Source organism: Hyphomicrobium denitrificans 1NES1, from assembly GCF_000230975.2.
GTDB lineage: Bacteria > Pseudomonadota > Alphaproteobacteria > Rhizobiales > Hyphomicrobiaceae > Hyphomicrobium_B > Hyphomicrobium_B denitrificans_A.
This window is the reverse complement of sequence record NC_021172.1, coordinates 98,071-111,837: the sequence shown is the minus strand read 5'-3', so window position 1 is coordinate 111,837 and position 13,767 is coordinate 98,071. Positions and strand designations below refer to the sequence as shown.

At 56.7% G+C, this 13,767-nt stretch carries 11 protein-coding genes; 4 read left to right on the top strand and 7 right to left on the bottom strand.

Annotation, left to right across the window (positions count from 1 at the left end; all coding sequences use genetic code 11):
• Nucleotides 1-9 precede the first annotated feature (9 nt).
• The 3 genes from gmd to HYPDE_RS00460 form a co-directional block, all read right to left on the bottom strand.
• The gene (gene gmd, locus HYPDE_RS00470; protein ID WP_015596335.1) at nucleotides 10-1,083 is read right to left on the bottom strand and encodes a GDP-mannose 4,6-dehydratase; all 1,074 of its coding nucleotides are present in this window, start codon (nucleotides 1,081-1,083) and stop codon (nucleotides 10-12) included.
• Between the two features lie 499 nt (nucleotides 1,084-1,582).
• Nucleotides 1,583-1,798 (bottom strand): CBS domain-containing protein, encoded by a 216-nt coding sequence (locus tag HYPDE_RS18965; protein ID WP_280109735.1) that lies wholly within the window; start codon nucleotides 1,796-1,798, stop codon nucleotides 1,583-1,585.
• A 447-nt stretch (nucleotides 1,799-2,245) separates the two neighbouring features.
• On the bottom strand, nucleotides 2,246-4,069 hold the full coding sequence (locus tag HYPDE_RS00460; protein ID WP_015596332.1) for a methanol/ethanol family PQQ-dependent dehydrogenase: 1,824 nt from the start codon (nucleotides 4,067-4,069) through the stop codon (nucleotides 2,246-2,248).
• 178 nt (nucleotides 4,070-4,247) lie between these two features.
• On the opposite strand from HYPDE_RS00460, the gene HYPDE_RS18960 reads away from it, so the two are divergent.
• Complete coding sequence (locus HYPDE_RS18960; protein ID WP_015596331.1) at nucleotides 4,248-4,577, top strand: hypothetical protein; 330 nt, start codon at nucleotides 4,248-4,250, stop codon at nucleotides 4,575-4,577.
• A 336-nt stretch (nucleotides 4,578-4,913) separates the two neighbouring features.
• Nucleotides 4,914-6,212, top strand: coding sequence for an SAM-dependent methyltransferase (locus HYPDE_RS00450; RefSeq protein ID WP_051112030.1), 1,299 nt, complete (start codon nucleotides 4,914-4,916; stop codon nucleotides 6,210-6,212).
• Between the two features lie 297 nt (nucleotides 6,213-6,509).
• On the opposite strand, the gene HYPDE_RS18955 is transcribed toward HYPDE_RS00450, so the two are convergent.
• The gene (locus HYPDE_RS18955) at nucleotides 6,510-6,908 is read right to left on the bottom strand and encodes a hypothetical protein (protein WP_015596329.1); all 399 of its coding nucleotides are present in this window, start codon (nucleotides 6,906-6,908) and stop codon (nucleotides 6,510-6,512) included.
• A 125-nt stretch (nucleotides 6,909-7,033) separates the two neighbouring features.
• Here HYPDE_RS18955 and HYPDE_RS00440 point away from each other — a divergent pair, with 125 nt between their 5' ends.
• Nucleotides 7,034-7,975: a hypothetical protein gene (locus HYPDE_RS00440; RefSeq protein ID WP_041320683.1), complete on the top strand. Its 942-nt coding sequence runs from the start codon at nucleotides 7,034-7,036 to the stop codon at nucleotides 7,973-7,975.
• Nucleotides 7,976-8,205: 230 nt separating this feature from the next.
• Here the strand turns inward: HYPDE_RS00440 and HYPDE_RS00435 are convergent, their stop codons facing one another.
• Both HYPDE_RS00435 and HYPDE_RS00430 read right to left on the bottom strand, forming a co-directional pair.
• Nucleotides 8,206-8,808 carry an SDR family NAD(P)-dependent oxidoreductase gene (locus HYPDE_RS00435; protein WP_015596327.1) on the bottom strand — a complete coding sequence of 201 codons (603 nt, stop codon included), beginning with the start codon at nucleotides 8,806-8,808 and terminating at the stop codon, nucleotides 8,206-8,208.
• Nucleotides 8,809-9,255: 447 nt separating this feature from the next.
• Nucleotides 9,256-11,166 (bottom strand): hybrid sensor histidine kinase/response regulator, encoded by a 1,911-nt coding sequence (locus HYPDE_RS00430; protein ID WP_144061127.1) that lies wholly within the window; start codon nucleotides 11,164-11,166, stop codon nucleotides 9,256-9,258.
• Between the two features lie 679 nt (nucleotides 11,167-11,845).
• Between HYPDE_RS00430 and HYPDE_RS00425 the strand changes: the two genes are divergently transcribed.
• Nucleotides 11,846-12,271, top strand: a complete 426-nt coding sequence (locus tag HYPDE_RS00425; protein WP_187290850.1) for a DUF2726 domain-containing protein — start codon at nucleotides 11,846-11,848, stop codon at nucleotides 12,269-12,271.
• A 285-nt stretch (nucleotides 12,272-12,556) separates the two neighbouring features.
• Here the strand turns inward: HYPDE_RS00425 and HYPDE_RS00415 are convergent, their stop codons facing one another.
• Nucleotides 12,557-13,165 carry a hypothetical protein gene (locus HYPDE_RS00415; protein WP_015596322.1) on the bottom strand — a complete coding sequence of 203 codons (609 nt, stop codon included), beginning with the start codon at nucleotides 13,163-13,165 and terminating at the stop codon, nucleotides 12,557-12,559.
• Nucleotides 13,166-13,767 lie beyond the last annotated feature (602 nt).

Below are 13,767 nucleotides of genomic sequence, written 5' to 3'. Positions count from 1 at the left end.
TCGCGGCCCTTATTCATTGAGTGTATTGCGCCAACTCTCTCGACTCAGAAGTTTTACATCTGCCGCAACCATTTCCTTCACGAGCTCAGGGAACGTGGTCTTATGGTGCCAGCCTAGTTTTTCCCGTGCCTTGCTTGGGTCGCCAAGCAGAAGATCGACCTCCGTCGGACGAAAATATCTTGGATCGACGCGCACCATCTCGGCGCCCGTTTTCGTATCGTAACCGATTTCGTCAACCCCCGTGCCGCGCCAGCCAATGTTTTTTCCGATTTCAGCGAACGCAAGCTCAACGAATTCGCGAACCGAATGTGTTTCGCCGGTCGCGAGAATGTAGTCATCCGGCTGATCGCACTGAACGATCATCCACATGCCTTCGACATAATCTTTGGCATGTCCCCAGTCGCGCTTGGCATCCAGGTTCCCAAGATAAAGAGTCGATTGCAGTCCAGCGCTGATCCGTGCCACCGCTCGCGTGATCTTTCGCGTGACGAACGTTTCGCCGCGGATCGGGCTTTCATGATTGAAGAGAATGCCGTTGGAAGCATGCATTCCGTAGGCTTCGCGATAGTTGACGGTGATCCAATAAGCGTAAAGCTTTGCCACCCCATACGGCGATCGTGGATAAAACGGTGTCGTCTCCCTTTGTGGCGTCTCTTGAACTTTGCCGTAGAGCTCCGACGTGGAGGCTTGATAGAAACGAACCGAACTCTCCAGCTTTAGAATTCTGAGCGCTTCGAGAAAACGCAAGACGCCGACAGCATCGGCGTTGGCGGTATATTCCGGCGTTTCGAAGCTCACCTGAACGTGGCTTTGCGCCGCCAGATTGTAGATTTCATCGGGTTGAGTTTCCTGCACCAACCGGATGATGTTGGTCGAATCCGTCAGATCGCCGTAGTGCATGAAGAACGACGCGTCGGCTTCGTGAGGGTCTCGATAAATTTCGTCCACGCGCTGCGTATTGAAGGAAGACGATCGTCTTTTTATTCCATGTACAATGTAGCCTTTCTCAATCAACAGCCGCGCCAGGTAGGCACCGTCTTGGCCCGTAACTCCCGAGATCAAAGCCGTTTTCTTTTTCGTCACGTGAATTCCGCATTCAATAAAGACCGCTTGAGTGCAAATGCAGATGGCTTTCTTTCCAAATGCGTTCTCGCCCTATTCCGCGATCGGATATACCCTGACCGAACTCAGTCCATAGCCCTACACTTTCCGAACGGCAACCAACTCTTGATCCTAGACTGTGAACAGTTGATTGCGACGAAGCGGATGAACTTCCTACAAAGACTTTCCACAACTACGCCGACTGCGCTCAGTGACAAATTCGCTCGCACCTTCAATGAGCTCGTCGATCTGGGGCGAGATCGATGTCTGGATTGCAGTCAGAGATTTTCCGGCCTCGGGCGCCGTGGCCTGACACGATCTTGAGGAAACCTAGGCAGAAACGCATGGTCTTGCCGTGGTGCTTTTGTCTAGCAGTTCGCTTCTGATCTGCGGCGGCACATGAAAGAGCGATATGGCCTGCGATCAGATCGTGGAAAAGGACCTGTCATTCAGTGGCGCTTTGAGGCCTGGGAATCCGCATCTACCAATATCCGACGCTCATTACATAATCCCGTAAGAGCGTTTCCTCATTTTCTACTTCGCTTAGCAGCTGCTGAAATACATCCTGCGCCGTAAGAACGCCGAGCGGCTTCGAAACTTCGTCGATGATCGGCAGGTTCTTGATTCGATGTCGCTTCATCGCCGTCCATGCATCTGACAGCCAGTCAGACGCACATGATATGATGTCCGACGTCATCGAAGCCCAAACTGGTGCCATGCAGCTGGTACCTTGACAATGGCTTGTCTGCCCGGACGACATCGTCCCTCGTGATGACTCCCGCAAGAGCACCAGATGCATGGCAGACCGCAACAAGATCAACGCCCGTCTGGATGAGCCATGCAGCTTCGATCAAGAACGCGTCGACGGGAGAGCGACAAGAAGTGTTGAACGCGCCGATTCTGAGCACTCCATTGATAAATCGCGCTGCGCTTCTTGGTTCCGCGCAACACCAGGGCATCTCCCTTGAGAAGCCGGAGAATTTCGAATTCCGGGGCAGGCAAATCTTGGGCTGAACATGAATGAAGACAACATTCGGACAGAAGAATTCGCAGGCTATTGAGCGAACTACGGCGCGCCGTTTTCCGACATCGCTTGCGGTTAAAAATTGGCGCAGATCGAAAGATCTGCGCCAATTCCTTGCCTCTACGGCAGCGTCCAGACGGTCAACGATCCGCCGAGTGCCGTGTAGTTGCTCAACGCGGAGTAGCCGCCGACCGTACCGAGACCATCCGTCGGATTGGTCAACCCTGCCGCGAGGCCAATGCCGGCCCAACCACCGACGCCCGAGAAGACGCCGATGAACTGTTTGCCATTGTGCTCGTAGGTAAAGACGTTGCCGATGACGCCGGACGGGGTCTTATATTTGTAAAGCTCCTTGCCGTCCTTTTGATCGACGCACTTGAAGTACCCTTCAAGTGTTCCGTAACAGGCAATGCCGCCGGCAGTCGTGAGCGCTCCCGACCACACCGAGAACCGCTCGGGCTTCGACCAGACGATCTTGCCCTTGCCGGCGTCCCACGCGATGAAGTTGCCCATGTGTCCCTCTTCGCCTCTCGGCGGAAACATGGAGACGGTTGCGCCGACGTAAGGCTGTCCCGCGGTGTAGGAGACTTTGAACGGCTCATAGTCCATGCACACGTGGTTCGTCGGGACGTAGAACAAACCGGTCAACTGCGAATAGGATGCCGGCTGCTCGTCCTTGCTCCCAAGGGCGGCGGGGCAGATGTCCTTCGAGTTGACGTCCTGGCCGTTGTGGAACGGCGATTTGGCGTCCACGACGTGCGGCCGTCCATACGTCGGGCTCTTGGGATCGAGGTCGACTCCGGTCGTCCAATTGACGACGGGGTCAAATTTCTGCGCCACCAGAGGAATGCCCGTTTTGCGGTCGATTGTGTAGGCGATGCCGCTGCGGTCGAAGTGGACAAGCGCGTCGTACTTTTGGCCGTTGACCTCGAGGTTGTTGACGAGGATCATCTCGTTGACCCCGTCATAGTCCCACTCGTCGAACGGCGTCATTTGATAGGCCCACTTGGCGACACCGGTATCGGGGTCACGGGCGAAGATCGTCATCGTCCATTTCTGGTCGATGGGTTTGCCGTCCGGCCCCGCACGCTGGATCGAGTTCCAGGTGCCGGGGTTAGCGGTGCCGTAGTAGATGAGGTTCAGCTTCGGATCGTACGAATACCAGCCCCAGGTCGAGCCGCCGCCGATCTGCCATTCGTCGCCGTTCCAGGTCTTCAACGAACTATCTTTGCCGATCGGCTTGCCGAGCGACGTCGTTTTCTCGGGATCAACCAGCATGTCTTTATCAGGCCCGGTCGAATAGGCGCGCCACGCGAGCTTGCCATCCGCGATATTGTACGCCGTCAAGCGCCCGCGCACGCCGAACTCGGCACCTGAGATACCGACAATCACCTTGTCCTTGACGATCAGCGGCGCGCTCGTGCCAGTCTCGCCCTTTTTGGGATCGCCGTTGACAACTTTCCAGATTTCCTTGCCCGTTTTGGCATCGAGAGCCACGAGCGTCGTATCCGCCTGGTAAAGGAAGATCTTGCCGTCCGCGTACTGCACCCCGCGATTAACGGTGTCGCAGCACATCACGGGAATGACGGATGGATCCTGCTTCGGCGTGTATTTCCAGACGATCCTTTGGTCATGATCGAGATCGAGCGCAAAGACGATGTTGGGGAACGGCGTCGTCAGGTACATCATGTTGCCGATGACAAGAGGCGATCCTTCGTGTCCCCTGAGAACGCCAGTTGAGAAGCTCCATGCGGTCTGCAGCTTCCCGACGTTCTTGGTGTTGATCTGATCGAGTGTGGAATAGCGATGGTTGGCGTAGTCGCCTTGCTGCATCGCCCAGTTTTTTGGATTCTTGACGGCCTCTGTCACGCTCTCGTTGGCCAGAGCTGGCGCCGTGGCGTAGGCAAGTAAGCCCAGAGCGCAGGTTAGGGTGGATATTCGCATTACATACTCCTTATGCGACGTACGCCCCGTCAGTCGAAATGGGTGCCGTGCGATCGGCCCTGCGACGACGGCAAAGTTGAATGGGCAAACTCCAATTCACGTCAACCGCGCGTTGAAAAGCGGTGTGCGGCGACATCGGCGCTATCGCTTCGGTCTCATTCCCAGGAGCATATGAAGGGTGCGTCATATCGGATTTCCGCGCCTCTGGCTCATTACTACGCTCGAGCCGGTCGCGTCCTTAAACATCACCTTGAAACATGTAACTTCAATACATGTTTTTGTGATAACGCACGAACTCGCGCCAACAACAACATGGATGTGTGATTGCGAAACGTTCGGCTTTTCTTTGAAGGAACATGCGTCGTCGTTGCGCGTCATGTTCCGATCAGCACAACTGCTCAAATCACCCCTGAAAGAAGGCATGCACCTGAGAGCCGTCATCGAGCAAGCGGGACAACCGGTCAAGCAGCCCGGAAACCCGGCCGAGCGAACGTTCCCTATTCTGTAGGCGCATTGCTGAATCCGGGCGGATGGCTCCGGGTCGATCTGTCAATTCCCGGACTCCGCTCCCAAAATATATCGTTGTGCGATATTTATTCTGGAACACATCCGGGGCCACAACAGTTCATTTGGTGGTGGGGTGGTGGAAACATCCCGTTGCAGCGAAAGCGATGGATAAGATCGCTTGGACCTACCTCCTCTCTGTGTCGACCCATCCGCGATAAATGGATTCTTGCACCGCTTCCATTCGCCGGCCCTGAACATGACGCCGACCGATGTCCACAGCATCAGTGGCAAGCCGAATGCAGCTGAGATTGCAGAAAGCTGCATGGGGACTCGCATGATGAACGTAATGCTAAAGAGTCTTCTTGGCCTTTTCGTCAAAAAGGGAACGCTGACACTGCAGCTGCCAGACGGCCAGCATCTGACCGTCGGCGAGGCAAAGGGTCAGGCGTTGAGCGTGCGTCTCATGGATCGGCGCGCGCTGCGGCAGCTCATTTTCAATCCGGAGCTGGCTCTGGGTGAGCTCTATACCGACGGCCGGCTCACGGTCTCCGGCGGCTCCATCTATGACCTTCTCTCGGTTCTTGCCGGTAACTTCAGCCACATGGCACCGAACGCCATCGCGCGCCTCCGCCGCGCGGTCAGGTCAATGGCCGGCCTCTGGCGGCCTCGAAATACCGAACGGTTGGCGCGAAGCAACGTTCATCGCCATTACGATATCGACGATCGGATCTATTCGCTGTTTCTGGACTCAGATCGGCAATACTCGTGCGCCTATTTCGAAACGCAGGATCAAACGCTCGAAGAAGCCCAGCTCGCGAAAAAGCGGCATATCACGGCCAAACTTCGACTGTTTTCCGGCGCGTCGGTCCTCGACGTTGGAAGCGGCTGGGGCGGGCTCGCCCTCTATCTCGCGGAACTCGAGCAAGCTGACGTCACCGGACTGACCTTGTCGTCCGAACAGCTCAAGATATCGGACCATCGCGCCAGGGACAGAGGCCTGGGTTCGCGTGTTCGGTTCCGCCTTCAGGACTACCGCGCCTTGCAGGACACCTTCGACCGCATCGTTTCGGTCGGCATGTTCGAGCATGTCGGAAAATGGTATTATCCGACGTTCTTCAATGCCATGACGAGAAGCCTCAAGACCGACGGCATCGGCCTCCTGCATTTTATCGGCCGGCTCGACGGGAAAAGCCCAATGAACCCATGGTTCGTGAAGTACATCTTCCCGGGGAGCTATCTGCCGGCGCTTTCCGAGGTGCTGCCGGTGATCGAGGCGTCGGGCCTCATTGTCACCGACGTCGAAATCCTGCGCCTTCACTACGCCGACACGCTCGCGGCGTGGAGACGGCGCTTTCTTGCCCGGCGCCAACAGGCCGCTTCTGTCCTTGGCGATCGATTCTGCCGCATGTGGGAATTCTATCTGGCAGCTGCGGAGATTGGCTTCCGCTATCAGGGGTTGGCGGTTTTCCAGATCCAGTTCGCAAAACAAATTGAATCCGTTCCGCGCACGCGGGCCTATATCGAAAAGGAAGAGACTCGCCTTCGACAGCTTGAAAACGCCCCGCTTTGTCGGCCGAGTAACGCGACGCGCACCGATTGTCCGTCATCAAGGCCTTCGGGACAGTTGAGCATCTGATCTGAGAGAGTTTTGAGCTTGTCTGGTTGAACCTCATGCTGCTGAAGTGCTGTCGCATCCAGAGACACATCTGTCCGTCAATTCAGAATCGGTCGGCGGTGCCGCGAGCCTCGGTTGGCTCATGCGAGGTTTCGCTGGATTAAGGGTTGGACCGAAGCCCCGATCCTGATGCGATGAGAGGGACGATTCCTCTCGGCAGTAAATTGGCGTATGCCCGGTCGACACCATTCAAAATATATATTATTTCAGCGCGCCAACGATGAAACTTTCCGCCTCGCGCTTGGACGGTTCATCAGGTTACGATTCTGATATCATAGCCCGCGCATCATCTCGCCGAGGCTGATGCGGACGGGAAAACGGCTCACCCCACGAACGGGAATCCGAGACCGGCACATAATGTACCGGTGAACTGCTCGCCGCAAGCTGAACCGGGCGCGAGGCAATGGTCGCCTCGCCCACTGCGTGCGAAAGACTATTGCATCGCAGTTGAGAAATCGTTCGGACGGATGCGGTCGACACGGGATGGTGGGTGGCCACCTGGCACGACGTCTGGAGATGAGGATCCGCTTCCCGGCAGAATGCCAATGCCGCCTCATTGGCATCGAACTCGATCACCGCCGGATCGATCTTTTTTTTACCTTCAGACGTATATTCGCGCACCCAGCGGCGCCTGGCGATCGCCTCCTCAAGATCCATGGTCAGCTCCGCGAGATTATCGCCAGAAAGCTTTCAGTTAGGGCGGCGGAATTGACCGCGATCAATCTGGAGGTCCAATCGGCGGGGCTAAAAGAATGAACCTTTTTGGCGTCAGGAGAGCACGCGTGCCAGCTGCTTCCCAGTCGGTTGACCTCGACTATGTGCTGTCGAAGCTGCTCTGGATGCGCGATCGTCATATCTGGCCCAACGGACTGCGGTACCTGTGGACTGATGCGTTCGGGGTTGTCCTTTTTGTCTCGCTGTTCGAAGCGACGGGAGAGGACCGGTTCCTTGAGCAAGCACACTGGTTGGTGACCGAGGTCGACCGCGTCCTTGGCCGCCCTCGTGGGATCCGCATCGGAGAGGAACCCGACCGGGACGGCCAATACTTTCATTATCTCGCGATGTGGATCTACGCGCTCGCCATCCTGGCGCGCCACATGCCCGAAATGAAAAGCAAGGGCGTCGCTTTAGTACGCCAGATTCATGGCGCGTTCGTCCTGCCGCGACGCGGCGTCATTTGGAAAATGAAGGAAGACCTCAGCGGTCCCTATCCCGGCTACGGGCTTGGCGCTCTCGATGCATTTGACGGCTACATCTCCTACAGCAAGCTCGATGAGAAGAACCTCGCCGGAGAGATCAGCGACATGCGAGCACTCATCGGGCAGCAGGCGCCCTCGCTTTGGATCACGCAGGATCTCGGCATTGGAATGATGCTCTGGATGACGCATTTTCATCCGGACGAGGACTGGGCCGTTCTGCAGCGACAGCGGTGTCTGCAAGTCCTCGACACTATGTGGATGCCGGCCGGATACTTCTGCCGGGAGCCGTATCTACGGACGGTGAAGTTCGCTTTCACCAACTATGGCGCATCAATCGGTCTGCAGGCCGTTGGCGCAATGCCCGACCGCATTGAGGCATTGCATCAGTTCTTTGATCGCCACCGATCGGGCGACGAGTACGATGAAGCGGCGATCACCCACGTCATGGCATGCAGCGCACATTTTCCCGGCCTGCTGCTCGAGCACGGGTGGCAGGATAAAAGCGCACCATCTGGCAGGCTCTGATAGGATGGGATCTTAGAAGGCCACATCGACGGCGATCAATGATGATGTGGCGGAGACCACTTTCATCACACCCCGGAGAACGCCCCCAACGTGTCAGCAAGCGGCCATGGCGCAAAGCTTGCTGCCTGTGGTTTTTATGGTGGCTGGCGCGAGCGCGAATGAGCGGTTGCGAAGTCAGACCCGTCAGTGGCAATCAGAATGTCCGGCCCGGTCACCTCGCCTCCACAAGTTCACCGCGGGGCCTCAAGGAGCCCCCCTGCCTTCCCCGCTTTGCAGTCCCGGCAGCGAGCCAACTCGGCCCCAGTCAGATTGCTGACCTCATTGAGGAACAACACTGGCGCGAGGCGCTTCAGGCGCCAAAAGATACGGTACTCGCGCGGCCAGACAATATAAAGCCGACGCTCCTCACCTCCGGCCAGAATTGCTTGCGCCGCTTCACCCGCGCTGTGGCTTGCTCCGATGAGCAGACGGCGGGCAACCGCGCGCTCGGCCGGGGGAGCGCGCAACCCCTCAGTAAGATGGCTGCGAAAAAAGCCGAGTATCGCGCACGAGATCTGAATGCCTGTACCGCCCGTCTCGGCGGCGAGAGTTTCGCTCAAGGAGATGACAGCAGCCTTGGTAGCGTTATAGGCGGACATATTCGGGGCCGCTGCAAATCCGGCCGCGCTCGCGACATTGAGGATGATGCCGCCGCCTGCGCGCCGCAAGACGGGCAGCGCCGCGCGGCATCCCCAAACAACGCCGAGGAAGTTTGTGTCGACGATCCAGCGCCAGTTCTCTGGCGAGATCGCGTCGAGTTCTCCTGCAACGGCGACACCCGCATTGTTGATCATCACATCAATCCGTCAGGGCGCGCCGCGAATTCAGCAACGGAGGCAGAAACGAAGGCTTCCTCTCCGGCCGAGCCGGCGTACCAAGAAACGGAACCTGCGCCAGTTGCCCGCATCGCCGAGCAAACTGAACCAATGTTCCGGATATGTCGAGAATGCCAATCCGCCAACCCGCGTCTACAAACTCGAGAGGTAAATGCCATACAGATTCCAACGCAGCCCACGATTGATGATGATCAGTTGGCCTTGCCGGCACCGGCGGAATTGGGAGGCGCACGCCCGTCAGTCTTCAAGTCGTCCTATGAAAAATCGCTGTACAATGCACGATCAAGAAAGTGCAGCTGTCTCCGCTCAACGCTTTTCTAGGTGGAAACACACCTCGGGTTCAAGCCGCGACCCCGCCTGCGGCTGGGAGCAACGGAGCGATTTTGGCTAACGCGAGGTGATTGATTAGTTCTGCAGAAGCTCTTGGAGCGCACTCGCCAGCTCGGCCAGGTTATAGGGTTTGCGCAGGACCTTCAAAGCACTCCCCGTCGTGTCTTGTTCGGCGGCTTGTTCAGCTCCGTAACCCGAGGTCAGGAGCACTTTCACGTCGGGGTAGTGCTCGCGGGCAAGAGCGGCGAGTTCATACCCAGTCAGGCCTCCCGGCATGATGACGTCGCTAAAAATGATCTCAACACGGCGCCTTTCGAGCTTGGTCAGAGCAGCAGGACCATTTTCGGCTTCTTCAATCTGATAACCAAGTCGCTTCAGGCGCTCGACGGTCAGAGCCCACAGGTCGGGATTGTCCTCCACTACCAAAACAAGTTCACCGCCGACTCGTGCTGTGGTTTCGATGCCTGCACTAGGTGCGATGGACCTCGCCAGTGTCTCGTCGCTTGGCAAATAGATGTTAACTGAGGTTCCTCGATTTTCTTCGCTATAGATCGTCGCGTTGCCGCCCGACTGTTTCGCAAAGCCGTAGATGCTCGCAAGCCCGAGCCCTGTGCCTCGGCCGTCAGCCTTTGTCGTAAAAAACGGCTCGAAAGCCCGCGCCACGACCTCTGGCGGCATACCGCAGCCATTATCCGACATGGAGACACGAACGTAATCGCCCGGATTGAGGCCCAATTGGTCGGGGTGGTCGTCACCTGCGAAGCGTACGTTGCGCGTTCCGATCTTAAGGCTGCCGCCCCTCGGCATTGCATCGCGAGCATTGATTGCCAGATTCAGAATGGCATTTTCGATCTCGCCCGGGTCAGCGCGTACCGGCCAAATGTGCTCTTCAAACTCTGTTGTGAGCTCGATGTCTTCGCCCAATGCATGTTGGAGGATCTCGATCATACTGGTGACGTGATCATTGAGCTGAAGAGTGACCGGCGCAAGCTTGCGCTGTCGCGAAAAGCCGAGCAAACGTTCGGTCAAGCGAGCTCCCATCCGAGCAGCATTCAAAGCGCGTTGAGCCGACTCTGAGGCGATCTCAGGGTCGTCTTCGGCCAATTCCAAGTTGCCTATGACGACGCTCAAAAGGTTGTTGAAGTCGTGCGCAATGCCGCTGGTTAATTGGCCAAGAGCATCCATGCGCTGAGAACGGCTTAAGATCTCCTCTTGGTGAACCTGTTGCGTTAGATCACGGATGAGGCGCATATGCCCCAAGACAGAGCGGTCTCGACCATGGACAACGGTCGCGATGACTTCAGCTGGGAATTTCTCACCGCTTTTACGCAGACATTCGACTCTGACTGCGTCTCCTCGTGAGTCGGTCTTCGACCTCCAAATTTGCTCGTAATCGGCATCGCTGGCGTAAAGAAGCCGCGAATTCTGCCCAGCGAGGTCATCCTCTGTATAACCAAAAATTCTTTCGACTGCGCGATTGGCCAGGAAGATCTTGCGATTCTGGTCAGCAAGTATGATCGCCTGTGGCGCGTCGTCTACGATGGCTTCGAAGAGAATTTGTTGCCGCGTATTATCCGCTTCCGCGTTTTTCTGCGCTGTAAGATCATGAACGATCCCGGCGAAGTGCCGCTTACCGTCGACTTCGTATTCACTGACGGTCAGGTGCATCGGAAAGGTCGAGCCATCGCGACGCTGTCCGATGACTTCGCGGCCGATTCCGATGATTTTTTTTCTTCCTCCGTGACGATACTGACGGATATAGCCATCGTGCTCAGCCCGATAGGGCTCGGGCATTAAAATTTCGACGTTCTGGCCAATGAGTTCACTTGCCGAGTGCCCGAATAGTTTTTCGGTTGCGGGATTGACGCTTTCAATGCGCCCTAAAGCGTTGATTGATATAATCGCGTCGACCGCCGATCTCAGAATCTCGGCGAAGTGCTGCAGAGATGCTTCCGGAACGGGTCCGCCAAGGCCATCGCTTGTCAAGGCTGTTACACCCAAAATCAAACAAAGCGTACGCCTCTATATTAAGATCTGGCTTGCTTCCTCAATATTTACGAAGCGAGTAGCGCAGCAACAAAATCCTGTGATTAAACCGAACGACAGCTTTGTAAGCACAGCTGGGAGGAGGGCCGCTGATTTACAAGGCGCGCTACTTGTCGGTCAAGATCCCCTAATCCTGATCAATGGCTTACCATAACCTATTCGCAGCATCGCGCCGCGGCTACGCGGACCGTTACCTAATGGCCGGTACGCCCGGGGTCGATCGGCATGGGGTGGCCAGTATTGGGGCTGGCTCGGCCAAATTTAGCACACACTCACTGCGGCGAACCGCAGGCCGTGCCGAATTACCAATGAACCGGCAACCTGCGCGCAGTCCAACTCCTGCTCGGACACTCGAAGATCGAGAGCACGGTTCGCTTTCTCGGCATCGCGATGAGAGCAGGCCATGGTCCGCACGCGGCCACTTCGGGATAACCTCACGGACATTGTTCCCTCCGGTTGGTGCTCCTCGCCGCTCTCCTTTTCGGGCCGTTGCGCCGAACAGTTTTCCGCAGTCGTCCCTGGCGGGCAGTGGCCCTTCTCATGACCGTCCAACGATGTCGCCGACCCGAGGGACCAGATTGTGTATATGTCGCGCATACGCTTCGAGACGCAACCGCTGTTGAACAAGAGCGAATTCCAGGTGCTGGTCATCATCGCGAAGGTGGCCCGCGATCTCAACGCCGGTTTCCGGGTTATGGCGCAAACGAGCCTGGGCGAAATCCTGCGCCCAAAGCCTGGCATATGGGAAACTGGTGATGACGACCTCGCCTACCGCTCGATCAACAGCAAGCGGGCGGACTTCGTCATCGTGGACCGCCTCGGCATCGCGGCCCTCGTCGTCGAGTACCAAGGCCATGGCCACTACCAGGGCAACGCCGCGTTGCGCGACGCGGTGAAGCGCGAAGCGCTCACCAGCGCCGGCGTCACGATGCTTGAGGTTCCAGCGCGGTACAACTGGGACGGCGTGGCGGGCGAGGCCAAAAGAATTCTGCTCCGACACGGCGACCGCACCGACGGAATGGTGCGCATCTCCGAGAAGCGCTGATGCCCGCGTCCTACACGGGCCTGTGCGTAAACGCCACGACACCTGCGATCATCTGCCTGCAGACCGATTGCCCGCAGACCCCCTCCGACGCATGATGCTCGTCTTGAAAACGGGATTGCTCGCGGAGTCGTATGATGTCCTTCAACGCCGAGCCCCCCGACATCTGAGCCACCACCCCCTTCACGCCCGGCAAGTAGTGCGGGGAAGGAATCATCCCGTCGCGCTACCGAACTCTCCGACTGCAATGATCAGCCAAATAAAAATTTATCTTCTCAGAAACATTGCCTAAGTGCGCCGGTATGCCCACATCGGGTCATCCGGAGCGCAAGACAATATATAGTCCATGTCATTTCGGAAAAGGCCCTTTTCAAAGTTCCAATCAAGGATTCCCTGAAGCTCCGCAGTGGCAAGTTTGAGTTGTTCTCGCAGCGTGGCTTCATATTCCGCGATCTTGGTCAGGACCCCGCTTTTAAACAGGGCGTCCCATACGTCTTTGTCATTCGCCAATTGCCCCTGTGGGTGCTCTGAACTCAATGCCTCCTCCGAGTACCCGAGCGACCTTGCGGTCGTGCTGAAGGCCGCGGCCTCCAACGCCGGAATTCTACGAATTCGCCAAATCAAGCCCGTTGCCCGCGCGACCACCTCGAAGTGAGGAGGAAGACAGGGTTGATAGACCTTCATCATCTCGTAATGGAGAGCAGCGTAGGCCGCCCGATCTTCGCCCGGAAAAAGCGCCGCGTTGATCGCAAGATCGACCCTCGGACGGCGCGGTGGATCGCAACGTTGTACCTTCGCGCCGTCTTCCTTTTCCTGTCGATCGAGCTTTTTTTTGCGCCGCAAGCCCGAGGGGCGATAGCGCGGTTTCGGACCTTTGTTGTTGCTGAGCTTCGACATGTCTCCCCCGCCCGATAAGTCAATAGCCAAGACGCAAATAAAGCCATTCCGCGCACTGCGTTCGAAATACCCCAGTCAAATTAACAGTATCGTAACGCGATACCTTGGCGACCCGGTCAGATCACCCGTAGCCTTATGCTCCGATGCCACAGACTCGAGTCGCGGCGTTTCGCAGCGAGAAACCAGTTCGAGCGTTTTGAATTTTACGAGCCCCACGATAGCCTATCGCGTAACCACTATCGCAATTAATCATTATACTGATTATTTATTTTAAGGGGGGAATGGAGAGAATAAGGGATGTGAGGATCCTTTTTTGAAAAAGCATGCTTTTGTCGGTTTCTGCTGTCAGGGTTAATTGTTTGATTTTATCTATTAATTTCATGCGGTTGAGTATTGTAAGGCGTCGCAGTACGCGTGTCCCTTTGGCTAGCCAACATGGCCAATTTTGCCCGTTCTGGCCATGTGATTGGCCACCTGTTTTGTCTCTAGAGACAGAGAGTTGAGGCTGAGGGCGAGCAAAGATTAGGGTGCTTTTGGTGCGCTCTATAGAAGGTGCATGACGACGCAAGCGGCATCGTCGACGTGCAAGAACTTCTTCGGCA

Coding starts and splice junctions, on each gene's coding strand:
- HYPDE_RS18955 (WP_015596329.1), bottom strand. CDS start 6,908: ATGGATCTTGAGGAGGCGATCGCCAGGCGCCGCTGGGTGCGCGAATAT.
- HYPDE_RS18965 (WP_280109735.1), bottom strand. CDS start 1,798: ATGACGTCGGACATCATATCATGTGCGTCTGACTGGCTGTCAGATGCA.
- HYPDE_RS00450 (WP_051112030.1), top strand. CDS start 4,914: ATGAACGTAATGCTAAAGAGTCTTCTTGGCCTTTTCGTCAAAAAGGGA.
- HYPDE_RS00460 (WP_015596332.1), bottom strand. CDS start 4,069: ATGCGAATATCCACCCTAACCTGCGCTCTGGGCTTACTTGCCTACGCC.
- HYPDE_RS00435 (WP_015596327.1), bottom strand. CDS start 8,808: ATGATCAACAATGCGGGTGTCGCCGTTGCAGGAGAACTCGACGCGATC.
- HYPDE_RS00415 (WP_015596322.1), bottom strand. CDS start 13,165: ATGTCGAAGCTCAGCAACAACAAAGGTCCGAAACCGCGCTATCGCCCC.